23 protein-coding genes and 2 pseudogenes are annotated in these 25,842 nt (G+C 68.6%); 10 read left to right on the top strand and 15 right to left on the bottom strand.

Translation table 11 applies throughout. From position 1 onward, the window contains the following. Nucleotides 1-14: 14 nt before the first annotated feature. The 10 genes and pseudogenes from ACIA1L_RS32120 to ACIA1L_RS32075 all read right to left on the bottom strand — a co-directional run bounded on the left by ACIA1L_RS32120 (nucleotide 15) and on the right by ACIA1L_RS32075 (nucleotide 11,408). Nucleotides 15-1,688 (bottom strand): DNA-processing protein DprA, encoded by a 1,674-nt coding sequence (locus ACIA1L_RS32120; protein WP_396076814.1) that lies wholly within the window; start codon nucleotides 1,686-1,688, stop codon nucleotides 15-17. Between the two features lie 91 nt (nucleotides 1,689-1,779). Then, nucleotides 1,780-2,892 (bottom strand): DNA-processing protein DprA, encoded by a 1,113-nt coding sequence (locus tag ACIA1L_RS32115; protein WP_396076813.1) that lies wholly within the window; start codon nucleotides 2,890-2,892, stop codon nucleotides 1,780-1,782. A gap of 313 nt (nucleotides 2,893-3,205) precedes the next feature. After that, on the bottom strand, nucleotides 3,206-3,787 hold the full coding sequence (locus tag ACIA1L_RS32110; protein ID WP_396076812.1) for a hypothetical protein: 582 nt from the start codon (nucleotides 3,785-3,787) through the stop codon (nucleotides 3,206-3,208). After that, nucleotides 3,787-5,343, bottom strand: coding sequence for an ATP-binding protein (locus ACIA1L_RS32105; protein ID WP_396076811.1), 1,557 nt, complete (start codon nucleotides 5,341-5,343; stop codon nucleotides 3,787-3,789). The genes ACIA1L_RS32110 and ACIA1L_RS32105 overlap by 1 nt, the downstream gene beginning before the upstream one ends. 97 nt (nucleotides 5,344-5,440) lie before the next feature. Then, complete coding sequence (locus ACIA1L_RS32100; protein WP_396076810.1) at nucleotides 5,441-6,085, bottom strand: hypothetical protein; 645 nt, start codon at nucleotides 6,083-6,085, stop codon at nucleotides 5,441-5,443. A 268-nt stretch (nucleotides 6,086-6,353) separates the two neighbouring features. Continuing rightward, nucleotides 6,354-6,734: pseudogene (locus tag ACIA1L_RS32095) on the bottom strand (transposase); the annotation flags it as partial. Between the two features lie 21 nt (nucleotides 6,735-6,755). Next, nucleotides 6,756-8,000, bottom strand: coding sequence for an IS110 family transposase (locus tag ACIA1L_RS32090; RefSeq protein WP_396076822.1), 1,245 nt, complete (start codon nucleotides 7,998-8,000; stop codon nucleotides 6,756-6,758). Nucleotides 8,001-8,367: 367 nt separating this feature from the next. Next, a pseudogene (locus ACIA1L_RS32085) lies at nucleotides 8,368-9,189 on the bottom strand (IS110 family transposase); the annotation flags it as partial. Between the two features lie 241 nt (nucleotides 9,190-9,430). Further along, nucleotides 9,431-10,102, bottom strand: coding sequence for a GGDEF domain-containing protein (locus tag ACIA1L_RS32080; protein ID WP_396076809.1), 672 nt, complete (start codon nucleotides 10,100-10,102; stop codon nucleotides 9,431-9,433). 151 nt (nucleotides 10,103-10,253) lie between these two features. Beyond that, a complete protein-coding gene (locus ACIA1L_RS32075; RefSeq protein ID WP_396076808.1) occupies nucleotides 10,254-11,408 on the bottom strand; it encodes a DUF932 domain-containing protein in 1,155 nt (384 codons plus the stop codon). A gap of 537 nt (nucleotides 11,409-11,945) precedes the next feature. Here ACIA1L_RS32075 and istA point away from each other — a divergent pair. Continuing rightward, nucleotides 11,946-13,454, top strand: coding sequence for an IS21 family transposase (gene istA / locus ACIA1L_RS32070; protein WP_396076807.1), 1,509 nt, complete (start codon nucleotides 11,946-11,948; stop codon nucleotides 13,452-13,454). Continuing rightward, nucleotides 13,451-13,624 carry a hypothetical protein gene (locus ACIA1L_RS32065; protein WP_396076806.1) on the top strand — a complete coding sequence of 58 codons (174 nt, stop codon included), beginning with the start codon at nucleotides 13,451-13,453 and terminating at the stop codon, nucleotides 13,622-13,624. The genes istA and ACIA1L_RS32065 overlap by 4 nt, the downstream gene beginning before the upstream one ends. Before the next feature lie 248 nt (nucleotides 13,625-13,872). Here the strand turns inward: ACIA1L_RS32065 and ACIA1L_RS32060 are convergent, their stop codons facing one another. The 3 genes from ACIA1L_RS32060 to ACIA1L_RS32050 all read right to left on the bottom strand — a co-directional run bounded on the left by ACIA1L_RS32060 (nucleotide 13,873) and on the right by ACIA1L_RS32050 (nucleotide 15,490). Beyond that, nucleotides 13,873-14,082: a DUF397 domain-containing protein gene (locus ACIA1L_RS32060; protein WP_396076805.1), complete on the bottom strand. Its 210-nt coding sequence runs from the start codon at nucleotides 14,080-14,082 to the stop codon at nucleotides 13,873-13,875. Nucleotides 14,083-14,156: 74 nt separating this feature from the next. Beyond that, entirely contained in the window at nucleotides 14,157-14,690 is a 534-nt protein-coding gene (locus tag ACIA1L_RS32055) for a GNAT family N-acetyltransferase (RefSeq protein ID WP_396076804.1), read from the bottom strand. Between the two features lie 17 nt (nucleotides 14,691-14,707). Further along, a complete protein-coding gene (locus ACIA1L_RS32050; protein WP_396076803.1) occupies nucleotides 14,708-15,490 on the bottom strand; it encodes a GntR family transcriptional regulator in 783 nt (260 codons plus the stop codon). A 130-nt stretch (nucleotides 15,491-15,620) separates the two neighbouring features. On the opposite strand from ACIA1L_RS32050, the gene ACIA1L_RS32045 reads away from it, so the two are divergent. The 8 genes from ACIA1L_RS32045 to ACIA1L_RS32010 all read left to right on the top strand — a co-directional run bounded on the left by ACIA1L_RS32045 (nucleotide 15,621) and on the right by ACIA1L_RS32010 (nucleotide 23,618). After that, nucleotides 15,621-15,857 (top strand): hypothetical protein, encoded by a 237-nt coding sequence (locus tag ACIA1L_RS32045; protein ID WP_396076802.1) that lies wholly within the window; start codon nucleotides 15,621-15,623, stop codon nucleotides 15,855-15,857. A 273-nt stretch (nucleotides 15,858-16,130) separates the two neighbouring features. Beyond that, on the top strand, nucleotides 16,131-16,472 hold the full coding sequence (locus ACIA1L_RS32040; RefSeq protein WP_396076801.1) for a hypothetical protein: 342 nt from the start codon (nucleotides 16,131-16,133) through the stop codon (nucleotides 16,470-16,472). Further along, nucleotides 16,472-17,317, top strand: coding sequence for an SAM-dependent methyltransferase (locus ACIA1L_RS32035; protein ID WP_396076821.1), 846 nt, complete (start codon nucleotides 16,472-16,474; stop codon nucleotides 17,315-17,317). Before ACIA1L_RS32040 ends, ACIA1L_RS32035 begins: the two co-directional genes overlap by 1 nt. A 251-nt stretch (nucleotides 17,318-17,568) precedes the next feature. After that, nucleotides 17,569-19,023 (top strand): APC family permease, encoded by a 1,455-nt coding sequence (locus ACIA1L_RS32030; RefSeq protein ID WP_396076800.1) that lies wholly within the window; start codon nucleotides 17,569-17,571, stop codon nucleotides 19,021-19,023. Nucleotides 19,024-19,036: 13 nt separating this feature from the next. After that, nucleotides 19,037-20,128 carry a hypothetical protein gene (locus ACIA1L_RS32025; RefSeq protein WP_396076798.1) on the top strand — a complete coding sequence of 364 codons (1,092 nt, stop codon included), beginning with the start codon at nucleotides 19,037-19,039 and terminating at the stop codon, nucleotides 20,126-20,128. Further along, nucleotides 20,125-21,330, top strand: coding sequence for a histidine decarboxylase (locus ACIA1L_RS32020; protein WP_396076797.1), 1,206 nt, complete (start codon nucleotides 20,125-20,127; stop codon nucleotides 21,328-21,330). Before ACIA1L_RS32025 ends, ACIA1L_RS32020 begins: the two co-directional genes overlap by 4 nt. A gap of 757 nt (nucleotides 21,331-22,087) precedes the next feature. Continuing rightward, nucleotides 22,088-22,711, top strand: coding sequence for a hypothetical protein (locus ACIA1L_RS32015; protein ID WP_396076796.1), 624 nt, complete (start codon nucleotides 22,088-22,090; stop codon nucleotides 22,709-22,711). Between the two features lie 34 nt (nucleotides 22,712-22,745). Then, the gene (locus ACIA1L_RS32010) at nucleotides 22,746-23,618 is read left to right on the top strand and encodes a hypothetical protein (protein ID WP_396076795.1); all 873 of its coding nucleotides are present in this window, start codon (nucleotides 22,746-22,748) and stop codon (nucleotides 23,616-23,618) included. A 454-nt stretch (nucleotides 23,619-24,072) separates the two neighbouring features. On the opposite strand, the gene ACIA1L_RS32005 is transcribed toward ACIA1L_RS32010, so the two are convergent. Both ACIA1L_RS32005 and ACIA1L_RS32000 read right to left on the bottom strand, forming a co-directional pair. Next, nucleotides 24,073-24,417 (bottom strand): hypothetical protein, encoded by a 345-nt coding sequence (locus ACIA1L_RS32005; RefSeq protein WP_396076794.1) that lies wholly within the window; start codon nucleotides 24,415-24,417, stop codon nucleotides 24,073-24,075. Between the two features lie 172 nt (nucleotides 24,418-24,589). Next, nucleotides 24,590-25,789 carry a helix-turn-helix domain-containing protein gene (locus tag ACIA1L_RS32000; RefSeq protein WP_396076793.1) on the bottom strand — a complete coding sequence of 400 codons (1,200 nt, stop codon included), beginning with the start codon at nucleotides 25,787-25,789 and terminating at the stop codon, nucleotides 24,590-24,592. Between the last annotated feature and the right edge of the window lie 53 nt (nucleotides 25,790-25,842).

Genomic DNA, 25,842 nt, shown 5'->3' with positions numbered 1-25,842 from the left:
GCGAAGCGATGAGGTCAGGACCGCTCCTTGGTGGCGATTGCGGTGGCGAAGAAGGTGTGCACGAGTCGGTCGGTGGTGTCGACGACCGCGGCAAGCACGGCATCAGGTACATCGACGGCGTCGAGGAACGCGTCGGGATGCCAATGGTGGGAGGCGACGGTGAGCGCGTCGGCGATGGTGACCATGACCAGGAACCCGCCATCGCGGTACGCGCCGTTGACGGTCGGTTCGATGCCGATCGCCGTGACTGGCGCGGTAAATTGCAGGACCTGACGTTCGAGGTATCCGTCGACGAGGGCGGACACGTCGGTGCCGAACTCGTGGCTGCGCGGGTCCAGGAGGCTGCGCAGGTTGGCCAGATGGTCATCGTCGCCGGCGGTGGCGCCATGTTGGATGGGGTGCAGGTCGACCCACACGCGGGGCCGGTCGGTGCCGTGCCGAGCACGGCGTGCCGATCCCGGGATGAAGATGCGGCGGACTGCGTCGGGCAGAGACGTCAGACGGGACATGGTGGGCGCTCTCCTCGCAGACGGATGCGGGCAGCACCGTCCGCGAGGGGGCGCTGCCCAGGGCGGTGGGGCAGTCGGGTCAGGGAGCAGTGCGGATGGTGAAGATCTCCGGCTGGCTGGGGTTGCTGTAGACGGTGAGGTGTAGTTCGACGGGGCCGGTGGTGGCGGCGGTGAAGACGTCGACGGCGGTGTTCGCGGCATGAGCCGGTGACGCGGCGTTGATGGGGAACGTCGGGGTTCGCAGGTGGTGCCGTCGGCGTGTCGCACGAGTGCCGCGACGGTGTAGAAGCCGCTGGCCGTCGTGCTCCCATCGGGGTTCGTGAGAGTGCCCACGACGTCCCGCGCGCAGGTGACCCGTCGGGTGATGCCGTCCGTGAGGAGTTGGCGGCAGCCGGCCGACGTCGGCGTGTGCCCAATGCCGGGCATGGCGCAGACGATGCGCCCGGATCCGCGGGCGGCGTGCGCGACCTCAAGGACGTCATCACGGTCGAGGGCTTCGATCAGGACGGTCGCCGGGGTCAGGGTGCCCAGCAGGTGGCGGCGCAGGCGCAGGCGCGGCCGGTCGGGTAGGTATCCGGGCGGGACCGGGCTGATGACCGCGCGGCCAGGACCGTTGCAGCTGCGCAGCAGGTCGCCGAGCGGATCGGCGTATTGGTGGTCGAGGCCGCCGGCACTGATGACGATGAGACGGGTGCTCTCCACGGCGGTGACCGTGTTCGCGACGTGCAGGTCGGTTCCGGATCCGAGGTTCGTGACGACCGTGCACCGTTCGTCGGCAAGGCCGCTGCCCAGCTCGGCGGCCCGGCTGATTCCATAGTCGGAGCAGACTTTGGTGCCGGTGACCGCGACGGACCGCTTGAGCAGCCTGGCGATGTCGGTGTCACCGCGTACCCACAGGCAGGGCAGTTGGTCGCAGCCGGTGCCGGGCGGCCAGCCAGGATCGCCCGCTATCAGCATGTGGATGCCGGCTGCCGCGGCGCGTTCCCGGGCCTCTCGGCCGTAGCGGGTGAGGTCCGCGCCTGTGATGCTGCTTCGGCCGGGTAACACCTCACTACCGATGAAAGCCTCCTGGTGGCGTGTTGTGCCACTCGGGTCGGTAGGCAGGTGATGGCCGACGTAGTGCGACAGGGCCGCCCGGATGTCACGGACGGTCTCGTCGTGGGTAACGGGTGTGGACACAGTGATGACTCCTCACGAGCAATCCGAGAACGGGTGTCGCAGGGCGCCCACCCCGTCGGATGGACGCCCTGCGGCGGAGAACGCCAGGTGGTCAGCGGCCGGTGCGGATAGTGATGGCCTCGTACGCGCCGCAATGGTCGTAGACGCCCAGCTCCAGATGGACCGGATCCGGTCGCGCACCGGCGAGGATGTCGAAAGCGGTGTTCGCCGCGTGCTCGTGCGAGGCGGCCCGGACGAGGAACTGCGGCACCTGGCACCGAGCGGTCCCGTCGCTATCACGGATCACCGCGCGGACGAGGTGGCTGTCGTGGAAGGAGCTGCGGTCGTGGGCGTGCCGCGCCATTGCGACGATCACATCACCGGCGCAGGTCACCAGTCGGGCGGTGCCGTCGGCGATGAGCTGGTGACAGCCGGCCGAGTCGAGCGAGCCGACCGGTCCGGGCACGGCACACACGACCCGGCCGGACTCGTTGGCGGCACGCGCCACCAGCATCCGGTCACTGACAGGAGGCGTTGCGACGATGACGCTCGCCGCGGCCAGGGTTCCGAGGAGGTGGTTGCGCAGCAGGATGCGCTTGCGGATGGGTTCGGCTCCCGGCGGGAACGCGCTGACGACCGCACCCGCGACGAGCGCCCGGCGTCGAATGCTCTCGAGCGATTCAGCGTGTCGCGTGTCCAGGCCATCCGCGGTCACCACTACGAGCCGGGCGCCCGCGTCGGCCAGCGCGGCGTCCGCCGCGTAGGCATCGACGCCGTGGCCGAGGCTTGTGACCAGCGACCAGCCCCCGTCGGCGAGACCCTCGGCCAGGTCGCACGCTACGCGGCGACCGTATTCGCTGCATGCGCGCGACCCGGTGACGGTCACCGCCCGGTGCAGCAGCCCGGCGATATCGCTATCACCCTGCACCCAGAGACACGGCAGCTCGTCGCAGCCGGTCCCGGTAGGCCAGCCGTCGTCGCCGGGAATCAGCATCTCGATCTGGGCTTCGGCGGCCCGTTCCCGCAGCGCCCGGCCGAGATCCCGCAGCTCCTGTTCGGCGTTGCTGGTTTCGTCGAGATTGCGGTCAACCTGCGGGTAGGCGGGGCTGCCGATGCGGGCACCGAAGCGCTGCGCCACCTCGCTCAGATGGCGCGGGAGTGTGCGGCCGACGTAGGACGACAGTCCGGCACGGACATCACGGTGGGTGTCATCAGACACAGTCATGAGGGGAGCCTCCACGTGCTTCAGCGGTGCCGGCGGCTGCCCGTGTGGGGCGCCGCCGGCGGGGACGGCACGATCAGGCCCGCCCGACGCGGAGCCGGTGTCCAGCCCCGCCTGCTGACGGTCTGGTCGGTGCATGACCGAACTGCCGCGGGCCCGGCTGCTCAGGAGCGACGGCGGGGCTTGATGGCGGCCCGCGCGGGCGGGACCGTGCCTCGTCCGCGCCGGGCGGGCGCCTGCAGTCGGGCCTGCCGGTCAAGCGGTTCGTTACAGGGCCGCGCGGTCTTCCGGGAATTGCTGCCGGGGCGGCGGTCAGTCAGAAGGCTTCGTTGATCCGGTCCGCGACGACGGTGAGCATTGCTTCGGCCGCCTCTTCGGGGTCGGTCGGAAATCGGACGGTCATGTCTCTGTCGTGGAGCGGCTTGCAGCCGACCGCGTAACCGTGCACCCACGCACCCGCGACCAGACCAGCGGCGTCATCGTCACCGGCCTCGTCGTCGACGTAGGCGAACAGGCTGGTGACGTCCTCGCCGAGCTGCCACCCGGCGGCATTTCCGTCTTGGATGACCTTGGTCATCAGCGCGCATACCGACGCCACGGTCGCCGTCCACCCGGCGCGCTGATGCGGGTCAGCGCCGAGCGCATCGCTCCCGGCCAGCCAGATGCGCTGCCGGTCACGGTCGACGACGACCAACGGCTTACCGGCGCGGTCGCTGGGCAGACTGTCGACGATCGAGAGGGCCCAGGCGCGCAGCGTCTCACGGCTGCCGCAGACGACGACGTCTTCCACGGCCGCACCCCACTCGCCGTTGGACAGGCGGCCATTGCCGGCCACGGAACTCGGGGGCATCAAATCCGCGTACTGACTGGCGAGCGCACCCCATGCGATGTTGTTCATCAGGGCTTCTCCTCACTTCGGCTATGGACGAGCTCAGAAGGCGCTTCGGCGCCGAGGTACAGGGCCGTCGCCGCGGTCACGTCCTCGGCGTTCGGCATGTCGGCGCCGTGGAGGTCACTGACGGTCCATGCCAGGCTCAGGGACCGGGCGTAAGCGCTGTTGCTGATCGTGCGGTCCTGTCGCAGCGCGTCCAGGGACGCCGTGGCGCTGGGGTCCAGTCCGGGTGGGGCCAGATGCGTCCGGTAGAGCTCGACCTGGGCGTTGGTGCGCCAGCCGTGCCTGACCCACCGTTCTGTGGCCTTGCGGCGCGCCGCCGCGACCCGGGTTGCGGCGTGCACGAGCCGCAGCACCACACCAGCCAGCGCAGTGCTGGAAACCGTGGCGCGGACGTCGACGACGGGTTGCAACAGGTGCAGCCGTTCCGTTTGCTGTCGCCGGTGGACCTCGTCGTCGCAGGTGCAGGTGCACGGGCGGGAGATAGCGGCGAGCTGGGTGCGTGCCGGGTAACTGATCGAGCCGTGCGGGCCGCCGAGACGAACGATGCCCGAGTCGAGGACTTGCCGCAGGCTGCGATGGATTACCGGTACGAACGCGGCGGCGTCGGCCAGGAGCAGGACACCGTGGTGGGCGAGGCTGATGGCCCCCGGCTGGCGCCTGCTGCCGAAGATGTCGGTCATCGTGGCGCTGTGGTGCGGTGCCTGCATCGGCGGGATGCGGATAATGCTGGACTCGGGCACAGCGATACCGGCCGCCGCATGCAGGTCGGCGCTTTCCCGGCCGGCGTCCTCTTCAAGGTCCGGAAGAATCGCCGCCAGCATCGAGGCGAGCAGTCGTACTGGGGTGTCGTCGGATCCGGCGAGGTACAGGTGGTGCCCGCCGGCGGCCGCGACCTCGACGGCGAACAGGGCGTGCGCCACGTCCGCGGGGACTTCGCCGACGCGGTGGGTGAGGTTGTGCTCGAATTCAGGCTCCTGCAGTCCGGGCAGGGTGGTGATCCGAGCCCACGACACGAGTTCGGAGAGCGAGCCGACGGTGAAGATGTGAGCGCCCGGTACGGTGGCCGCGTCGAGTGCGTTCTCCGCAGCGACGATGACCGTGCGCCGATTGTGGGCGACGGCGGCCGCGACCATGGCGGCGACGTTGCGTACCGGACGGACTGTGCCGTCGAGTCCCAGTTCCCCGATCAGCGCGACCCGCAGCATGCTGCCGTCGGGGAGGTACCCGGCGGCGCCGAGGGCGGCCGCGGCAACGGCGAGGTCCGCTGCGGTACCGGTCAGTCCCGCGGCTGTGGAGGACATCCGGATGCGGGCACCGCCCGTGGGAAGTGACAGGCCGCTGTTCTTGATTGCCGCGTACGCCCGGTCGCGGATCTCGTGATGGTGGTGACCCGCAGCGTCGGTGACCATGAACGATCGGGCCGGACCGGGGTGAGCGGTGACGGCGACGAGACGGCACTCGTCGCTGGTGAAGGTAACGAACGAAGCGCGGGAGTCCACCTCTGCAGCGAGGTTGGAGCCAGTCGGTAGGGGGTTGGGTCCAGAGGGCGTAGGTGCCATCGGATCTCCATCAAAGGCAGAGGGTGACTAGGTGGACAAGCTGCGGCTCGGGCGGACGCACGGCGTAAGGTGCGGCCGCCAGAGCCGGCACGGGGCGTCAGCAGCCGGGTGCGGCGGTGAGGCTGGCGGTGTGACCCGGTGCGCCGTGGCGGGTACTCGCTCCTACGCGGGAAGGGAACCGGCCGGAGTGCGAGGACCATGGCGCCCACTCGGAGACGTACGGATCGTCGGTGCGTGGCCGGCGCAGAAGGACGTGTGCCGACTCCTGCGGCGAGGACGCCGGGTGGTAGCGCACCTGGTCGGCGAGTTCGCGGCCAAAGTCGACACGCGACGAGAACGACCAGTGCAGGTCGTCATCCACCTGAGTGCTGCCGAGTCGGTCACAGCAGCTCACGCTGACCGGAATGAGGCCCTCGGCGATGTGGGTGACGAGGTGACCGCATTCCAACGCCAACTCGTGCACCCGCATGGTGCGGATTTCTGTTTCCTGTTCGACAGTCGATGCGTCCGACTCCTCCGAGTCGTTACGGTTGACGACGGGGTAGTGCCGGTCCGTGTCGGCAGGGCGTGGAATGGGCGCCCACCCGAACGGTGCGCACACCAGCCACGACGTCGGCCCGCCACCGGGGCGGATGCGTAGGACATCGCCGAGGGACAGCGACCGCAGCTGCAGGTGCCGGTATGCGGTCGCGAGGGCGATCCGTTGCGCCTCGACCGCAGTCTGCTTGTCGTAGTCCGACACGTCGAGGTCGACGTTGAAGAGCGGAAGACTTCGTCTGCGATGTCGTCGACGGGGGTGTCGGCCGGAAGGTCGAGAGGTAAAGACAGCACTTCGGTGAGCTGGTCGCCCGGCTGGTACGGCATGCCCGGCACAGCGCAGTGATGAACCCGGATCCGGTACTCGGTCACGGTGAACTCCTCAAGGGCATAGGAAACGGAAACGGCCGCACCCCCTCGCGGGGGTGCGGCCGGGACCGGAAAGGGTCCGGGGGGTGTCCCTATGGTTCTCGTCAAGCGGCGAGGGCGTGTTCTGAGGGTCGGGCTTGGTAGGGCTTCTGGTCGCGGAGCATGGCGAACAGGACGTCGACGCGGCGGCGGGCGAGGCAGATGAGAGCGGCGTTGTGGCGTTTGCCGGCAGCGCGTTTTCGGTCGTAGTAGGTCCGCGACGGTGGATGCGCGAGGCTGGCGAAGGCGGCGAGGAAGAACGCGCGTTTGAGCTGCTTGTTGCCACCGCGTGGCGGGTGCTCGCCCCGGATCGAGCTTCCTGAGCGGCGGGTAGCCGGTGCCAGAGCGGCGTGGGCCGCGAGGTGTCCTGGAGTCGGGAACGCGGTGCCGTCACCGACTTCGAGCAGGATCCGGGCTGCGGTCCTGACCCCGATGCCGGGCATGGAGACCTCCGATCTGTTTAAGAGTCAAGCTGTAGAGACGGCGGCGTGCTCTGCTGCCGGTCCGAAAGCTTTGATCGGGTCGTAGGCCTGGCCGGTCTGTAGGCAGTGGTGAAGTTGACCGAGCATGCGGTTGAACAGGTGACGTAACGCGGCGGCGTGGCGGTCTCCGCGGGCGCGGCGGTTGTCGTAGTGCTCTTTGCTCGGGCCTGGCCGTGGGATGGCGGCGAAGGCCCAGAGGAAGCCGACGGTGTTGAGGCGATCGTTCTTGATGGTGCGGCGGGTGATGGCGATGCTGCGGCCGGATGCTCTGGTCACTGGTGCTGAGCCGGCGTAAGCCTTGAGCCCGCGGGCGTCAGTGAATCGGCTGCGGTCGTCGCCGATTTCGGCCAGGAGCCGAGCACCGCTGAGGTCGCCCATACCGGGGAAGCTAGTGATCACTCGGTGATCGGGATGCCGGGTGAACGCAGCGATGGCGGCTTGCCCGAGCTGCTCGGCGTTGGCGCACTCGGTGTTGAGCGTGGACAGCAGGGCGAGGGCTTGCCGGCCCATGGCGTCCTCGACCAGGGGGAGTTGCCGCATCTGCGGCACTCGCAGGCCTTCACGGATCTCGTCGGCCAGCGTGGTGATGCGGCGTTGCCTTCCAGCTCGTCGCAGGGCGGCGGCGATCCGGGCCGCAGTCAGTTTGACGCCGGCTGCAGGTGTCGGTGCGAGAGCGAGGATCTGGCGGGCTTCAGGGCTGGCGAGGTTGGTCGCTTCACCACGGTTGAACGTGGCGAGGAAGCTCGGGTAGTACTCGCGTAGCAGTGACCGTAGTTCTTGCAAGGCCTTCGTGCGCCGCCAGACGGCGTCTTGGGCGGCCCGAGCGAGGACCGCGACCGCGCGAACGAGTTCGCTGTCCGCCGGTAAGGGCCGGTGCGCGTGGGCGTCGGTGCGCAGGATGTTGGCAAGAACCATGGCGTCGGCATGGTCGGACTTCTTGCGCGAGACGGTGTGCCGCTCGCGGTAGCGAGCGACTGCCATCGGGTTGATCGCGTATATCGCGCGTCCGGTCTCGCGAAGCGCGGCGACCAGCAGCCCTCGCGGTGTCTCGATCGCCACCGGGATCGGATCGTCGCGGCTGTCGCCGGCCTCGGCCAACAGCGCCGTCAACTGCGCAAAACCGTCAGCGGAATCGGCGATACGACGCTTGGCCACCAGCTTGCCCTCGCCGTCGACCAGGGCGACATCGTGATGCCGCTCAGCCCAGTCGATGCCGCAGAACACCTTCACCAACTTCACGTCCTCTCCACCGTTTCGGCTGTTCGATGCCCTAGCGAGACCGTGCGGCGCCCTAATAACGAGGCTCTGTGGCCTTCCCTCCGATTGAGCCGTTCACGATCCCAGCGATCCGCATGGCTCCGGTCTTCATGCCAGAGCTCACAGGCTCTCCAACAGCGAGGTGTGGGCCATGCGGACGGGCTCGAACCACGATCGACATTCTTGATCATCGGCAGGGGTGGTGGTGACCCGGTCGGGTGTCAGGCGCCAGTCTCGATGAAGGGCTCCACGGCCCATGGTCAGGACAAGGCGTCCCCGCTCGGGCCACCACCGCGAACAAAGGCCTCGATATCTCCAGCGCGCCGTTCGGCAGTTATTAGGTCAGGACCCGGGCAAGAGGGTGAGCATCGAGGATCCCTTCGACCTCACCGGCGACCTGCTCGCGTTGCGTGAGCACGGCGCGCAGGCTATCGGCCAGCCGGGGCAGGATCTTCTCTGCCGCCGCGGTGCCGGGGACGGTCACGGTTTGTTCGTCGAGCGCGGTCATCATCTGCTCGATAAGGCGTTCGCCCAGGCGTGGGGCGTTCTTGGATGCGATTTGCAGCAGCTTGGACCGTCCGGCCTTGCGCAGCCCGGCCGGGCCGCCGCAGCGCGACAGCAGTTCCAGTACTGCCCGGTGCTGCACTCTCGGTCCGAGGACCCGTTCGAGCGCGGGGTGGATCTGGGTGAGCAGGCCGCGGATGCGGTTGGAGACCCGGGTGGCTTCACCGGCGAGGTCATCGTCGTATCCGACCAGAACCTCCAATTCGGCGAGGGTTTCGTCGCCGACGTCGACGCGGCGCAGTGTGTGCGGCAGGGTGCGGGCTGCGTCGGCGATGACGTAGGCGTCGCGGGCGTCGGTCTTGGCCGCACCCGGGTGCAGGTCCGCGATCCGGCGCATCGCCAGCCCAGGCAGATAAGCCACCTCATGGCCACAGGCCCGGGCGACCGCGACCGGCAACGCTCCGATCGAGGCGGGCTGGTCGACGACCACGAGGATCCGGCCGTGGCGGGCAAGTTTGTCGAACACCTGCCGCAGCCTGGCCTCAGTGTTGACCAGCGCGGCGTCGTGCAGCCGCGTGCCGCCGCGGTTCAGGGCGACGGCGTGATGCCCTTCCTTACCGACGTCGAGGCCGAGGAACACCTGGTAATCGCCGTGCACATCGCCTCCCCGCGACGCCACCTGTCCACTCGATCGCTAGTCCGGCGTCGACTGTCGGCAGCCACGTTACGAGGAGACCTACCCCAGCACACCGGGTGGTCGTGTCCCTATCAGCGATCTGTCGACGCCACCCGGCCTGGTGACAACACCCCCCGGATCATCCGTACGACAGGGGCAGTAAGTCATGCCAGACCGGGCGACCGAGCAGTCCCCGGCTGGGGACGATCAAAAAGGTAACGGGCTATACGCCGGTGTGGGCGTCGCGGGCGCGGCGGCGCTGCTCACCGCCCTCGACGGGGAGGTCCGTGGCGGGGTAGTCCATGCCTGGCTGGAACCTGACCGCGCCGCTGTGCTTCTTAGCGTGGTAGAGCGCAATGTCGGCCTCGCCGATCGCCTGCTCCCATGGCGTACCGGGTGACGCATGCGTGACACCGGCGCTACCGCGAACGCACACCGGTTGGTCGTTGTCGGTGTGCACGATGATCGGGGCCAGCAGGTCGGCGGCGACCTGCTCGACGATGGAGGCGACGGCGTGGGGCAGGACGAGCAGGAACTCGTCACCGCCCAGCCGCCCCGCCCAGCCCTGGTGCCGCATCGCCACGGCCCTCAGACGCGCGCCGAGCGCGGCCAGGACCCGATCGGCGACGAGGTGGCCGTAGGTGTCGTTGACCGCTTTGAACCGGTCGAGGTCGATCACGATGACCTCGCGGTTCTGGTCGCGTCCGGCAGCATACGCAGCCTCGCAGCCGGCCCTGTTGCGTACGCCGGTGGGCAGGTCGAAGCTGGCCGCACGGGCCAGGATGCGATTGCGGTGCCGAAGTCGGCGGATGGTGGCGGCTGCGGCGAACCGGTCGACGATGGCACCGGCGACAGCCGCGGTCGTGCACAGCAGAAGGGTCTGGATGACGGACATCGGTATTCACCTTCCGGGCGTGAGCCATCCGGCGACCCCGCCGGCTGGTCAGCCACGCGGTCGCCGGATAGGTCGAAGACAAGGGAGAGCTGTGAGCATCGCCATCCGAGCGCGGCAGCGGGATCGGCTGCCGGCGACGATGTCTCGGCGATCAGGCTGCGGCGGTCGCTGCCAAACGCAGGACCTTCTCCGCGTTGCGCTCCAGCCGGAACGCCAGGTCAGCGTCCGAGGTCGCCCGCGCGAAGGCAGTGACGGCCTGCATCACCCCACCCGCGGTGCGATCACTACCGGCGATGAAGAAGTTCAGGATGTCGGCCTGCTGCTCCTGAGTGAAACGCAGCTTCTGCGACACGATCTTGATCGTCTCGTCCGGCTTAGCGACGACAACACCGGCGGCCTTCTCCAGGTCCCGCACCGCCCGCGCCACGAAATCGCTGCTCAGGTACGTGCGCACGGCGTCGGTGGTCATCGACTCGACCAGATCCAACTCCCGGCGCACGGTCTGCGCGGACGGCTCGATGATCCCGTCGTCGTCGACAATCTGCGCACCCACGTGCGTGCGGCCGAGGACTCCACGGTCAAGCGCCATGCCGTTCCTACACACCTGGACCTTGAGGTACGGACCGATCGAGTACCGGCCGAACCCGGTCTCGGAGTTACGGAAGATGAACCCGCCCGAGATCACCGGCAGGTCGCTGCCGCGACGCCCATCAAACGGCGACCGGTAGTCACGCAGCAAGTCCGGCGCCAACACCTGCACGTCCGGGGAAACGAACCGCACGTACATGCGCTGCTCGGTCAGGTCACAGGATTCCACCTCGACGGACACGCCGGCTTCGCGGATGCCGCGTAGTGCAGCGAGGAGGGTGTCCAGGTTGTCCATGCGCAGGAACCGATCGGACAGAAATGCCCGCACGAAGCCGTCCCCGGCGCTGGTCTCGTGACGCATACAGCGGGCCAGGAACCGGCGGTCGTCGCGCTCCAGCCAGGTGTTGATGTTGTAGTCGAACGCCGGCAGATTCTCCACCGAGCAGCGACGCAGATACTTCACGTCGATGTCCAGCTTGTCCGCGACGCCACGCGTCGCCGTGTCCGAAAGGGTGTACCGGCCGTCGGTCGTCGTGACCCCGTCCAGGCTGATCTCCTGGTGCACGCCGTTGAAGACAAGCTGACCGTCGACGCATCGCATCTTCGCAGTCCCGGCGATGATGTCAACCGCGCGGGCCTTCTGATCCTGCAACGCGGCGACCAGGGTTTCCATGCTGACGTGGCGGTTCGCGGCGACAGCGAGACTGGGCTGAACCATCAGAGGCGTCCTCACGATTCTGCGAGACCGCCACCGGATGCCGGTGGCGGTCGGCGGGGACGCGCCGACCCTGACCTGTGGTGGCCGGTGGTGAGCGCGTGCTGGCCCGCAGCCACGAGGGTCCGGCCCGGCATCAGCGGGCAGTCAAGGCACCAGACGGAGAAGATCTCTGGCCGAAGGCCAAGATGTTCTGCGGCTGAGCCTTGCGCACGCGCCGGGCTGGGCCACCGTGCCAGGCCAGCACCGCCACCATCGACACCCAGGCGGATCCGCGGACCTGAATCGATCAGCCTCTGCGGACGCTGGCTGGGGAGCGCCACTCCTGGGTATGGATCAAAAGGTTAGGGATCGAGGCCCTTCGGGCGTACAGCAAGGAAGAAGTCGTGGCCAGCAGAGTGCTGATGTCTGTCCGCGGCCACGGAATACTCCCCATAGGCGGCCATATAGCGCCCCGCTGATGGCCAAGCTCCTCCCCACGGACGGCCAGATACCTCCCCGCTGATCATGACCGGATGCCGGTCGGCTTGGGTCGGCCGGGTGAAGAGCGGCAGGGAGATCGTGGAAATCTTGGAGGCTTACGACCTCACGGGTAGTTACCGTGCGGCGGCTGAGCTGGCCGGGTGTGACTACCACACCGTGGCTCGGTATGTGAAGTTGCGTAACGAGGGCCGCAGCTCGGAAGAGCGGCTGCATCGGGCTCGTCCGATCGATGAGTTCATGGACAAGATCGAGGAGCTCGTCGCTCGCTCCGGCGGGCGGGTCCGGGCAGATGTGGTGCATCGGCGGATCACCGCGATGGGCTTCGCCGGCGGAGAGCGCACGACCCGGCGGGCGGTCGCCGCGGTGAAACAGGCGTGGCAGGCCGGACGCCGGCGGGTGTTCCGCCCGTGGATCGCCGAGCCGAGCTTGTGGATGCAGTTCGACTGGGGCGAGGGCCCGCGCATCGGCGGACGGCGCACGTCGTTGTGGTGCGCGTGGCTGCCCTGGTCGCGGTTCCGGGTGGTGATCCCGGTCTTCGACAAGACCCTGCCGACGATCGTGGCCTGCCTGGACGCGACGATGCGGCGCCTGGGCGGGGTTCCGGCATATGTCTTGACCGACAAAGAGAAGACGATCACGGTCGAGCATGTCGCCGACGTCGCGGTCCGCAACCCGGAGATCGTGCAGGTTGCCCGCCATTACGGAATGACGATCCGCACCTGCGTGCCGGCGGATCCGCAGTCCAAGGGCGGCTCGGAGAACGCGGTGAAGATCGCCAAGGCGGACCTGGTTCCCACCACCGCGAACCTGCTCGAGAACTACCGCACCTTCGCCGAGCTCGAGGCCGCCTGCCGCGACTTCACCGCGCAGATCAACCAGCGGATCCACCGCGAGACTCGCCGCCGCCCGGCCGAAGCCCTCGTGGAGGAAGAGGAACAGGCACGGCTGCATCCGTTGCCGCAACAGCCGTTCACCGTCGCGTTCGGCACTACCCGGCGGGTGAACTGGGACTGCACCATCTCCGTCGACGGCGTCCGCTACTCCGTCCCGCACGACCTGGTCGACACCCGGGTCTGGGCCCGGTTTCACGGCGACGAGCTGATCGTCACCGCAGTCACCGGCAACGGCCCGGTCGAGGTCGCTCGTCACCAGCGGGCCCAGCCCGGCAGCCCGTCCATCATCGACGAGCACTACCCGCCCCGAGCCCGTCAGAGCGACACCGCCGAACGGACCCCGCGAGCCCATACCGCTGAGGAAGCCACGTTTCTGGCGCTGGGCCCGGGCGCCGCTGCATGGCTGGTCGAGGCCGGCGCCGCTGGGATCCGCCGGGTCCGTCGCAAGATGGCCGAGGCAGTGGCCCTGGCAAAGCTGCACGGCGTCGCCGAGGTCGATCAAGCCCTCGGGACCGCGGCCCTGGCCGGCCGGTTCGCCGACAACGACGTCATCCGCATCCTCGCCCACCAGAGCGAGAACGACACCGAGCCCACCCGCGCCAGCGAAACCCACAGCCTGCAACCCGGCACCTCCGCCTGGTCGACGTTCGGCATGACAGGAGACCAGGCATGACCATCACCGGACTGCGTCCCGTCACCGGCTCCGCTGGTGACCCGCTCGCTGAGGCCATCGAACTAACCAAACGCTTGAAGCTGCCTCACATCCGCCGGGCGATGGCCGACCTGATCCCCACCGCGAAAGCGCAGCGCTGGGTTTCCAGCTCGGCGACGGTAGGGTCGTAGTTCAGCAGAGAGAGTGCGACGTTCCGAGCGTCGAGGTCGCTGGTTCGAGTCCAGCCGGGGCACATGTCCCGTCCCGCACCGGTGGGACGAGCCTCGTCCGGACAGCGGACCCGGTGGCCTTGCGCGTTCCCGGTGGTGCACCCCGCCTGCAAAGCGGGTGACTTCCAGTTCGGCTCCGGGCGAGGCATTCGAGGCATGCCATCCGTTGCGAGCGTACGCAGACGGGCGCTGGAGCGGGCAGGCAACAGTTAGAGGCTGAAATCTCCGCCTTGGACGCCGCCGATGAACGCCTGCCAGTCCGCCGGCGTGAAGGCGAGGGCGGGACCGGTGGGGTACTTGCTGTCGCGAACGAAGACGGCGCCCTGCGTGTTGATCAGGTTGGTGGCCACTTCGACACAGTTGCCACCGTTGCCGCTGCGCATGCTTTTGCGCCATTGAGCGCCAGTAACGTCAGCCACTGGTCAGTCCTTCCATCGCAGATCTAATCATGTTGCTCGATGTTATCAGCGAGTGCCCATTCGACGAGGTCCTGCTATTCACCGTCGGTTTTGAGTCTTCCATGGTGGTAGGGCTGGCTGGGGCGCTGGAAGCATGCGCCGGAGACGCGGCTTTCGATGGTGCGGACATGTCGGAAACCTTGGCCGACGTAGTAGGCGTGTAGGCGTGGATTGGTGGTCCAGGCGTCGAGTCGCAGCCAGGTGAGTCCGGCGTCCCAGGCGCGGCCAGCAGCCCAGTTGAGCATCTCGCTGCCGAGTCCGGTGCCGGCGCGGGTGAGCGGTGCCATCATCTTTGCGGCGTAGAGGGCGTCGGCGGGATCGTCGTCGGGGTACCAGAGAGCCTCGGGGTCGCGGTCGGGCTTCCAGAGCGCATCGACATCGACGTATGCGGTGAGGGTGATGGTGGCGGCGGGATCGTGGTCCTCCCAGAGCATCCAGGTTTGCCCGGCGGAGACGGTGGCGGCGATGGCGGACCGGGGCAGGGGAATGGACCATTGGTCTTCGCCTCGGGCAGCAAGCCAGGCGACACGTTCGCGGCGCCAGCCCATGATGATGTCGACGTCGGCCATGACAGCTCGGCGGATGATCACTGGTCTTCCCGAAATTGGTTAATGACCTCGGGGTCGCCGAGCTGGTACATGACACGGTTGCGATGGCCGGCGAACACCGTGACGGATACCCGTACCGGCCGCGTAGGCGAGAAACCGGTGCGGATGAACTGCAAGACGGGTGTGCCTGGTGGCAGGGCCAGCATTCTCACCTGCTCAGGGGTGGGCATCGAGGCAACGAGGTCGTCCTCGAGCGCGGGCTGCGGCCAACCGCGTTCGGCGAGCAGTCGGGTAGTCCCTTGTGGGATGTCGCGGGGGCTGAGCAGCTCGGGAACCTGCTCACAGAGATCCATCGGGTACCAGGTGTCCTGTAGCGAAGACGGAGCTCCGTTGACTTTGCGGATGCAGCGGCGCACGGCGGCAGCGGTGTCGGCCTCGACGCCGAGCCGTTCGGCCAGTTCCTCGGGCAGGGTCTCGATGCGTACGGAGAAGTCCTGGCTGGGCTGGCAGCCCTGGGCGAGGACTTCACCGAACCAGGCGTCGCTTTCGGGCCAATGACCGGGCGCCATCTCGGCGCGCGAGGCGTGGTAGGTGAGGGTGAGCTGTTCGCGCACGAGCATCCCACCGGAGCGACCGGCTACTCGTTCGACCAGGCCTTCGTTGATGAGCAGGCCGGTGGCGAGGCGGATGGTGTTGCGGCTGACGGAGTAGGTCTCCATCAGCTGAGGCTCAGTCGGGAGCCGGTCGCCCGGTTGCAGGGTGCCGTCAACTACCTGTCGTCGCAGGTCATCGGCGATCACGTGGTACTTCGGCGATGCCATGCTCGTATGCCCCTCCTAAATGGTTGGGACCAATCTACCCCGGAAGCCTTGACTCGGTGGCGGTCCTGATTATGGTTGGTACCAATCCACTCATTCTATTGGGTGGTCCCAAGATCACCCGGAGGTCGCCGTGGCCGAGCTCGGTGAGATGGCGCGAGACCTGGAGCAGGTGTGCCGGGCTCTCCACTTCGCCAGCCAGCACTTCGCGGGCGTCGACCAGGCGGACAGTGCTCGCCAGCTTGAGGAGCGCGTTTCCTATTCCCCACTGCGGACTCTGGTGGAACAGGCGCACGAGACCGCGCAGCGGGTGATCCTCGATCTGCGAAAGCAGGGGACACGGGGAAGCGCACATGACGGCCCCGAGTGAGCGGGCGCTCCGCGTGCGCAACGTGTCCCTTGCGCAGGTCGATGACCGGTCCGCTGGTCGTGCGCCAGAAGCCGGCAACGGTGACGGAAGGTGCGTGGTGGCACGGCGCCGATCGAGTCGATCGGGCGCGTCAGCGCTGCCCACCGCTCGCGTTCCGCGGGGCCTTTCCTCCCGTGGACAGGAGCGACACGCGTACGCGCCGTCCCGTTGCCGGCGAGACTCACCTGCGCTCGGTTGGGCCTGCGAACCCCGGGTGTGGGTCGGAGGAGGGGGATGCAGCGGCGCCCTGGTCGGCGCCGCTGCATCGCCGCGGCCGAGGACGGCGACACCGTGACGACGACAGAACACGAGCCGGTGGAGCCGGCGTCGCTCACCGGCGTGCACCAGCCCGCGCGTCCCTCATGGGATTGTCTCGGCTGCGGGGAGTCCTGGCCGTGCCAGCAGGTTCGCAGTGACTTGCTGAGCGGTACCGATTCGTTCTCGATGAGTATCTACGCCGCCGTGATGATGCATGAGGCGATCGGCGACCTGCCAAAGGCGGATCCGGCGGCACTGTGGGAGCGGTTCCTGGCCTGGACGCGTACGCCTGACGCACGCGTGGATTCGGCGTGCTGATGCGTTCCGACGATCAGCTTCCGCCGCCTGTCAACAGGAGTCAGGCGCATTCGGCGCGGCGGTATGACTTCTGGCTGGGCGGTAAGGACAACTTCGAGGTCGACCGGCAGTCTGCGCGGGCGATCGAGGCCGTCTTTCCCTCAGCGAGGACGGCAGCGTGGGACAACCGGCGGTTCGTGCGCCGCGCGGTGCGGCACCTCGCAAAGGCCGGCGTCCGTCAGTTCGTCGATGTCGGGTGTGGTCTGCCCGCCGCCTACTCGGCAGATGTGCACGAGGTTGCTCAGCAGGTCGACCCGACTGCTCGGGTGGTGTATGTGGACAACGATCCGATGGTGCTGGTGCACATCCGGGCGCTGCTGCTCGGCACCCCCGAGGGCAGGGTGGAGTTCCTCGACGCGGACCTGCGGGAGCCGGAGACCATCCTCGGTGCACCGGAGCTGGCGGATGTGCTGGACCTGACCCAGCCGGTCGGGCTGATCCTGGCTTCGGTGCTGGACCACATTGCCGACCATGACCAGGCCCGTCACGCCGTGCGGGCGTTGGTGGACGCGCTGCCTGCCGGGAGCTACCTCGCGCTGTCGCACGCCACTACCGACTTCATGACTGCCGAGGTGGCGGCAGAGCTTCGAGAAGCGCTGAGCGGCGAGGAGTTCGCCCCGCGCTGCCGGGCCCAGGTCGCCGAGTTCTTCACCGGGCTGAACCTGATTCCGCCCGGCCTGGCGACGCCGGGACAGTGGGGTGACCCTGCGCCGACGACAGGCGACCAGGCCTCCGTCGCTGCGGCTTACGCCGGTGTCGCCCGCAAGCCGCGAACCGGCGAAAGCAGCCGGGAGGGGCAGCCGTGACCTCCTGCGCGGCGGGCGCGTGCTCCGTACCGCATCACGGGCCGAAGCGCTGCCCGCGGAGCACGTAACGCGAGCATCGATCATCTCGCCGCAAGGGTGAGCAAGATTTCTCATTGACCATTACATGCACCGCACCCCCGGAGGTTGGCCGTGCCGAATTACCCGAATCCGCCGAACAGATATGTCCATTATGGATGGAGGGCATGCATGCGCAGCGTCCACAAGGTCGTTGAGCAGGGCGGAGGAGCGCGGTGACGAACCGGGCGGCGTTGGCGAGTCGGACGTTCAGCGGGTTCGCCGGGTGGGTGCTGGGTTCTGCGGCGTCCGCACCGATGGTGGTCCTGGTCGGCGGCATCGTCGGCACCTACGCAGCCAGCCAACTGGTAGCGCTGCCGCTGATGTTCGTGCTGGTCGGCGCGGTGGTTTGGCTACTGTCGGTGGGGTACACGGCGATGGCGCGGGAGGTGCCGCACGCGGCCGCCTACTACGCGATACTGGCCCAGGGCCTCGGCCGCGGCGCGGGGGTGGCGGGCGGCATGGTCGCCTTGCTCTGTTACAACGCCATCCAGATCAGCCTCTACGGGCTGTTGGGCGCGCTGGTCGCCGGCCTGGCCGGGGGTTCCTGGTGGGTGTGGGCGCTGCTGGCGGTCGCCCTGGTCGGGTTCCTCGGGGTGCGGCGTATCGCGGTGTCGACGTGGGTCATGGCGGTGGTGTTGTGCGCGTCGCTGCTGGTCATCGTGCTGTTCGTCGCGGCGGCGGTCGTGGAACCGGCGCAGGGGCTGCGCTGGTCGGGGTTCGATGTGGGCGGGCTGTTCGCTGGCGGGGCGGGTGCTGCGGCGGCGTTGACCATGGCCGCGTTCGTCGGGGTGGAGACCCCAGCGAGCCATGGCGAAGAGGTCGTCGATGAGCAGGTGGTCACCCGCAGCGTGCGTGCCGGGATCGTGTCGCTGGCGGTACTGTACGCGGTGGCCGCGTTCGCGATGGGTGTCGCGGTCGGCCCGGATCAGGTCGCGGCGGTGGCCGCGGACCCGGCCGGTGGCCTGCCGTTCGCTGTCCTGGACCGGATGGGTTCGGTGATGACGCCGGTGGCGCAGCTGGTACTGGTCCTGGCGATCCTCACCTCGGCCGTTGCGTTCCACGGCGTCATCGCCCGCTACGTGCTGGGTATCGCAGGAGAGTCGGTGCTGCCGTCGCGGCTCGCACACAGCACCAGCCGAACCCGGGTCGGCGCTCCCGTCGGCGGCTCGGTCCTGCAGAGCGTCATCGCCGCCGCCACCATCGTTGGTTTTGCGGTGATGGGCGCCGACCCGCAGGCGACCATGTTCGCCTGGTTGTCGACGCTCGGCGCGATGGGTCTGCTCGCGCTGCTCGTCGCCGCCAGCCTCGCCGCGCGGTACCACTTCTACCGGTTGGAGCCGGGGCAACGACCGGGCGGGTGGTGGACGGCGGTGGCCGCGCCGCTCGCCGGTGTGCTGTGCGGCCTCGTGGTGCTGGTCCTGATCATCCTCAACGCCGGCACGCAGCTGGGCACCGCGCCGGGCTCGTGGGCGCCGTGGCTGCTACCCGCGGCCGTGCTCGGCGCCGCTGTGGGCGGCGGGATGTGGGCGGCCTGGCTGCGCCGCAACCGGCCCGAGGTCTACGCCGGCATCGGCGGAGGCAGTCCTGACCCGTACAGCGTGCCCGACGCGATCGACCTGCGGTTCTGAGGAGGACGCGACGATGACGTATCCGGACCGGCGGCAGGCACGCCACCGTGACCCCGACGACCGTCAGTGGCCGATAGCCTCGGCCCGTCAGGCGGCTCCGAGCTGGCATGACGCCACACCGCCGGCCTACTACCCACCGCGCGACGACTGGGCCGGGGGGGAGCCGGTGCAGCGATCGGCCGACGTGTACCGCGGCTACCAGAGCCCTCCGCCGCCTCCGCCGACGGAGTACGCCCACTTCGATCACCGGGAATCGGTGCCGGGCCGCGAGGAACCCCCGGCGCCGCATGACAGCTTCCGAGACCAGTTCGAACAGCAGATGATCGGGGACTGGGCGCCGCCTGTTTCGGACCGTCAGGCGTGGGAGCCTCAGGTCACCGAGCATGACCTCTACTGGGCATCAGTGCGCATCCAGGCCGCCTCCGTCGTCCGGGAGGTCAATTTCAAGCACTGCCACGTCGCTTTCGAACGGCTCGGCAGCCGCCATGCACTGAGTCCGCTGTGCGTGATCCTCTTGTACGCGGCGCCCGACCCCCGCCAGGCCACCGGTTTCCGGATGTTCCACACCGTCCGGCACAACTACACCGGCCCCGTTTACGACAACGTCGAGAGACTCTTGCCGGGGTTGACCGAGGTCGCCCGCACCAACATCGACCACGCGGCGAAGACCGGCCGTCGGTGGGATCCGCGCGGGCCGGAACGGTCCATGGTCAACGTGGGTGACCTGGACATGCCGCGCACCGCCCAGTACATCGGCACCGCCCTGGCCAGCCTCAGCATCGAACACCGCGACTGGCACACCAGCGCCCGGACCGTGGCCGCGCAGCCGGTCACCACAGCCCGCACCGGGTCCGTGTTCGACCTGCCCGGCCAAGCGTTCGTTCTGCTCACCGACGGCACCGCGATGCACGTGCGACGCGATCCCACCCTGCGGTTCGGCGACGACGGTGTGCGGTCCACGCACACGCTGACCCCGGGGCGGTCGTACCACCGTCTGCACAGCGACCTGACCGACAGCGGCGGCGAGCAGACCCGCACCACCTGGCGCCTGCTCACCGACCTGCACGACACCCTGACCGCCTACCTGCTGCGAGACCACCCATGACCAGCAGCACCCCTACGGTGATCGCCGAACAGGCGCTCACGTTCGACCAGCAAGTTGATCTGAACTGCGCCGACATCGACGTGCCCGCCGTCCTGCGCACGCTCACCGACCGCGCCGACACCGCCCAGCAACACAGCGTCGGATTTCCCGGCGCCACCGACATCGACTACAGCCCGCTCGTGCCGCTGCTGCGCCGGCTGTGGAATAACGTCGGCGACCCTGACAGCGAGCCGGGCGGCGCCGCACACACCATGGCCCTCGAGCGGGCCGTCATTACCTGGTGCGCCGACCTGCTCGCCATGCCACCGGCCGACCGGTGGGGCTACACCACCACCGGCGGCACCGAAGGCAACCTCGCCGCCCTGCTGACCGCCCGCCGCCGCCACCCAGGCGCCGCCGTCTACTACAGCACCGCAGCGCACTACTCCATCGCGAAGATCCTCGACATCACCGCCGTCCCCGACACCGACCGGGTCCTCGTGCGATCTGACGCGTCAGGCGAGATGGACTACGAGCACCTGCACAAACTCGCAGCCGAACGCCCCGCGCAGTCCGCCATCGTGGTCGCCACCGCGGGCACCACCATGACCGAAGCCTGCGACGACACCAGCCGCATCCTCGAGGTGCTGCACGACGCCGGGATCAGCCGCCACCACCTGCACGTCGACGCCGCCCTCGCCGGCATCCCCCTCGCCCTGGACGGCGCCCTGCGCCTCGACGACGGCAGCGGCGTCGAAAGCATTGCCATCAGCGGCCATAAATTCTTCGGCACCCCCGTGCCGTGCGGACTGGTCCTCATGCGCCACAGCATCCGCGCCGACGGCCGCCAGATCGCCTACACCGCCACCCGCGACACCACCATTACCGGCTCCCGCAACGGCCTGGCCGCCGCGATGCTCTGGTACGCCATCGCCAAACACCACGCCGCCGGACACCGCCACCGCGTCCACGCAGCCAGAACCCTCGCCGACTACACCACCCGCCGGCTCACCGACATCGGCTGGTCCGCCTGGCGCCACCCGCAAGCGTTCACGGTGGTGATCGCCACCCCACCCACGCCGATCACCGACAAATGGCTGCTGGCCACCGACGGCGACCTCAGTCACCTCGTATGCATGCCCGGCATCACTTGCGGCCAGATCGACGCCCTCATCGCCGACCTCCACGCACACGCCGCCGCCGACCCGCCAACGACTCACTAGCCACACGCTCTCAGGCCTTCGCCCGCCCCGGGCGCGCCCCCAAGCGCTGACGCCCACCCGCAAATCGACTAGTTCTCGCTCTTCGTGATCGTACAGGTGTACTAATCTGAGTTCGGACCGTCCACCCAGACCATCCCGGAAGGACAATCATGAAACTCCACAGAGGGCTCATCGCCCATGGCCGCCGCCCTCGCCAGCCTGCCACCCATGGCCACCCCCGGCGCCGCGCTCGCCACCACACCCCCTCAGAAGCCAGCGAATTCATCTACCAGGGCCGGGGCCTTTTGCGCCGAAGCGACCTGGCGACCCGCCAACAACCACGATCGGCTCGTTCGAAACGCATCCCGAAGACGCGTTCGCGCCCACCTCCCGCCGTGCCGCCGCTTGCAGCATCGGCCGGTCATGGTGCGCTCGCGGCCGTGCACGCCGTGCACGGCGTCGGTCATGCCTAGCTGGCGCCCGCCAGGTCATAACCCTGCTGTCGCCGAAGTGGCCCACCAGCCGCAGCAACCTGCCGATCCAGTGACACGCCGCTACTGCGCCGCACCGACCTGCCCAATTTCGGTCGACCGGACGGTCGAACAATCATTCCATCCATCTCTGTCGATGGTGCTCTTCGGGCTGCCCCACGGGCCCGCTCGGCTACAGGAGGCGCCGAGTCGTTTGGGGCTATTTCGTACGTAACGACTAAACTTGTCTGTGTAGCAGGTCTTGCTAGCTAAGTTCGGGCTGCTGCGACAGCGTGAAGTGGAGAACCGTGCTCACCACATGCAAAGCTCCGAGTCGCCGGTGGTACGCCGCCCTGGCGATCGCCATGGTCACCGTCATCGTCGCGCTCACCCCGGGCGTGGCGCTCGCCGCGCCGGTGCCCACCGGCCTTGACGAACGCGAGTACCGGCCGCCGGGCTTCTCCTACGGCGAGGCCAGCTGGGATCAGGTCCACGACCGCATCGACTCTCTCGAAGCGCACCCCGGTGCCGCATTCGCCGCGAACTACTGCCTCGCCGGGATCTTCGACTGGGCGACCGCCGACAGCGGGCACTTCGACGCGCGCGCCGTCAAGACGTGCCGTTCCTCGGTGCACATCGACATCATCAGCCCCGACGCGCAACTCGGACGATGGCTGACCGGCATGCAGCGCTGGGGCGCCTGCTACGGACCGGTCAACGGCACCAACACCACCGCATCCAACTGCGCCAACGACTCCCGCGCGGATCTTTCCGTGGTGCGCACCGGCTCCGGCACCGAAGACGCCAGCGGACCAAACGTCAACTTCGGCGGCGGCACCATCAACTGGTGCGCCCGGGGCTGGTACGTCGCCCCGAACACCACCAGCGTCCTGCACTACCCCGGCGGCAACTCCGACGCCTGCGCTTCCTAATCCCCCACGTAATCCAGTCGCAGAAAGAAGCCACATGAAGAAGATCATCAGCATCGCCGCCGTGCTGTGCTGCGGCGCCCTGGCCACCGGATGCGCCCAGAGCATCCAGGCCGCGGCACCGGCCGAACCAGCCGCCGCCAGGCAGGGCCTCGAGCTGTACCAGCAGGCCGCCCTGAGCATCTTCGGCACCCGGGACCAGCGGCTGGCCGCCGAGAAGGCCGCCGCCGATAAGTACCAGAACGCGATCGCCGCGTGCATGAGCGCCACCGACGCCCCGTACTACACCAAAGCTGCCTCGCCGCACCAGGCCGGCGCTCCCACCGCACCCGGTGACCTGAGCACCCTCGCCGAGACCGGCAACGGCACCTTCTACATCGCCGAGGCCAGCCGTTACGGCGCTCAGCAACTCGACCGCGGCGACCCGCTCTACGACAAGCTCACCCAGGCTCAGCGCGACGCTCAGGGCAAGGCGCTCAGCGGCTGCATCAGCAAGGTCCCCGTCGTCCAGCCGGCCCGCCCGGCCGGCGCGCAGCAGATGACTACCGAGCTCGAGACGATGTTCACCGCGATCGAGAAGCAACCCGCCGTGGCGTCCGCGCTCAAGAGCTACAGCGACTGCATGAGCGACAAGGCCGGCATCAAAACCACCGGCTACCTCGACACGTTCCTAGCCGTCCAGGAGAAGTTCCCGACCACCAGCGAAGGCTGGAGCAAGCTGCAAAACAATCCGGACTGGCAGGCCGCGGCCGCATTCGAGACCAAGGCCGCCGAGGCCGACACCACCTGCCGCAAACCCGCCCAGGACCAGGCCATGCAAGCCGCGGCCCCCCAACTGCAACAGTTCACCAGCAAGTACGAGTCGCAACTCGACGCCGCAAGCGCGAGCTGGGCAAAAGTCGCCGGCTAAACACCGCTCACAAGCCAGCGTCTTGCGTGTCTTCTCATCGGGCGAGCACCGTACTGCGGTGCTCGCCCGATGCCATGAACGGCGACGGATACCTACGGGCTGTCGCGCCCGTCAGCATGGCAGGATCGAATATGTCAGGCATGGACATGATGGAGCAGGTTCTAAGGCCGGAGCCGCTACAAGCCCAGCCGTCTCGGCAGTTCGGCGGTAACCAGGGCAGCCGGCGCCCTGATCAACCTCGCGAGAGCGGCAACGAGTCGTTCGGCATCGCCGACGCCATTCGCTACAACGTCCTGGGCACATCGACGCCGGCGATTCCGCCTACGGCAAGATTGGCACCGCCGAGCGCGAGGCCAAGGCGCTAAGCACGCGCATCAGCCAGGTCGGATCGGCTGAGGAGCAGCAAGGCCCGCCCTCGGCGCTGATGCTGGCGCCGCCGCTGTTCACCGCCCGCCTACCACACGCTCCGATGCGACGCCCACCGCCGCAACCACCGTCGGCGCCGCGGCGCCATTTGCTCCCGGAACTCATCGTCGAGCTCGGCCCTGACGAAAGCCAGCATCATCGCGACGGCCTCGCCGAAATGCTCGCAGGTCGCGCACGCAGCACCACCGCAGTCCTTACGGTGCTCCTCAGCCGCATCGAGGAGCCGGTGATGCAGGTATCCCGCCGCGTAGATCGCTCGGGCCACCGACGGCCCTGTCAGCCGCGCCCCGAGCTGCGCGACGCGTTCCTCAGACACCTCGAACAGGCCCGCCGCCGCGCTGGTACGGCGCAGTGCATCCTCCCGAGCGTTCATCCGCGCGTGGTTCGGGGCGGCGTCTGCGCCACGGCAATCGCACATGGCGAAGACGGCACACGCAAGGTCGTGCAGTGGCCGGTCATGCGGGGACTGTAAACCGTTGCCGCCATCCGCCCGCAACTACTCATATGGGTGATGTCCGCTCCGATCGCGCCGCGATGATGACACCTCAGGGAAGGCCAAGCCACGCCGCGAACTGCGTAAGGTCGCGGTTGGAACGGTGGTGCATGCTGATCAGAACCCGGGCGGTTTCGCGGACCATCGGGTGATACCGGGTCTGCTCGGCAGCGATCTCCCGGGCTCGTTGCAGATCATGCAGGGTGGCGGCCCGGTCGCCGGTCATGAGGTGCGCCCGGGCAAGGTCGATGTAGTGGTGTCCGGCCCTCGTGGGTGGCATGTCAGCCGACGGTGTCCAACTGTCTGCCAGGCGGATGGCCTGCTCCGGTCGGCCGAGTTCGATGTGGGCGGCGGTGTCGTGGATGCGGGTGTTCTCGGGGCCGAACGTCAGGTGGTAGTAGATCTGATCGCTCGAGCCGAGCTCGTCGGCGAGCTGGTACGCCTGGTCGAGGTGGTCGCGGACGGCGTCGTGGTCGCCGCGGCGAGACGCCAGGGTGACCGCGCGCAGGTGCATGCTGCCGAGCAGCACTGTTGCCGCGGGGCCGGCGGTGACGTTGCCGGTGGTGAGGTCGGCGCGGGCGCGGTCGAGGAGACTAAGGCCGTGGTCGTAGTCGCCGGCGGCCTGGAACGAGTTGACGCGGGTCCAGCGGGCCAGCGCCACGGCGAGCGGGTCACCGGTCTGCTCGGCTGCCCAGCCGAGTTTGTGCTCGATGGATTCGGACAGGTCGGCGTGCCCGAGGCGGTAGGCCAGGCCGTGCGCGGCGTAGTAGGCCGAGACCAGCAGCGAGAACGCGGTGCGCCGGTTGTCGGTGCCGGCGGCGTGCGCGGCCGCGGACACGGCCGCGATCACCGTGGGCAGCCGTTCGCCGAGACGGGCGTAGCGGCCGGCTCGTCGCAGTTCGCCGATGTCGTGGACGGCGGCGCGCAGCTCGCTCAAGGGCCTGACCGCGATGTCGTCATCAGGTGGCAGGTCGTAAGCGCGGATGACGGCGCGCAGCTCGTCGATCGAGGCTTGGGCGGGACCTTCGTTGTACGGCTGCCCATGTACGCGCTCGATCGGTACGCGAAGGGCGTGGGCGACGGCGGCGACGAGGGCGTGGCTGGCGGGCTTGTCGCCGATCTCGACCTTGGACAGCAGGCTCTTGGAGACGTTGGCGCGCTGGGCGAGCTGGCTTTGGGTGAGCCCGGCGGCTTTGCGCAGGCGGGCGATGTGGTCGCCGGTACCTTCGCCGTCGGGGGCGGGGTGCGCCATCGGGTCCTCCCTGTGTCGGGGGGTCGTCACGGTCCAGGGTACGGTCCTGGGCC

Source organism: Actinoplanes sp. NPDC051859 (genome assembly GCF_044452725.1).
Lineage (GTDB): Bacteria > Actinomycetota > Actinomycetes > Mycobacteriales > Micromonosporaceae > Actinoplanes.
This window is presented reverse-complemented; position numbering and strand designations above follow the sequence as displayed.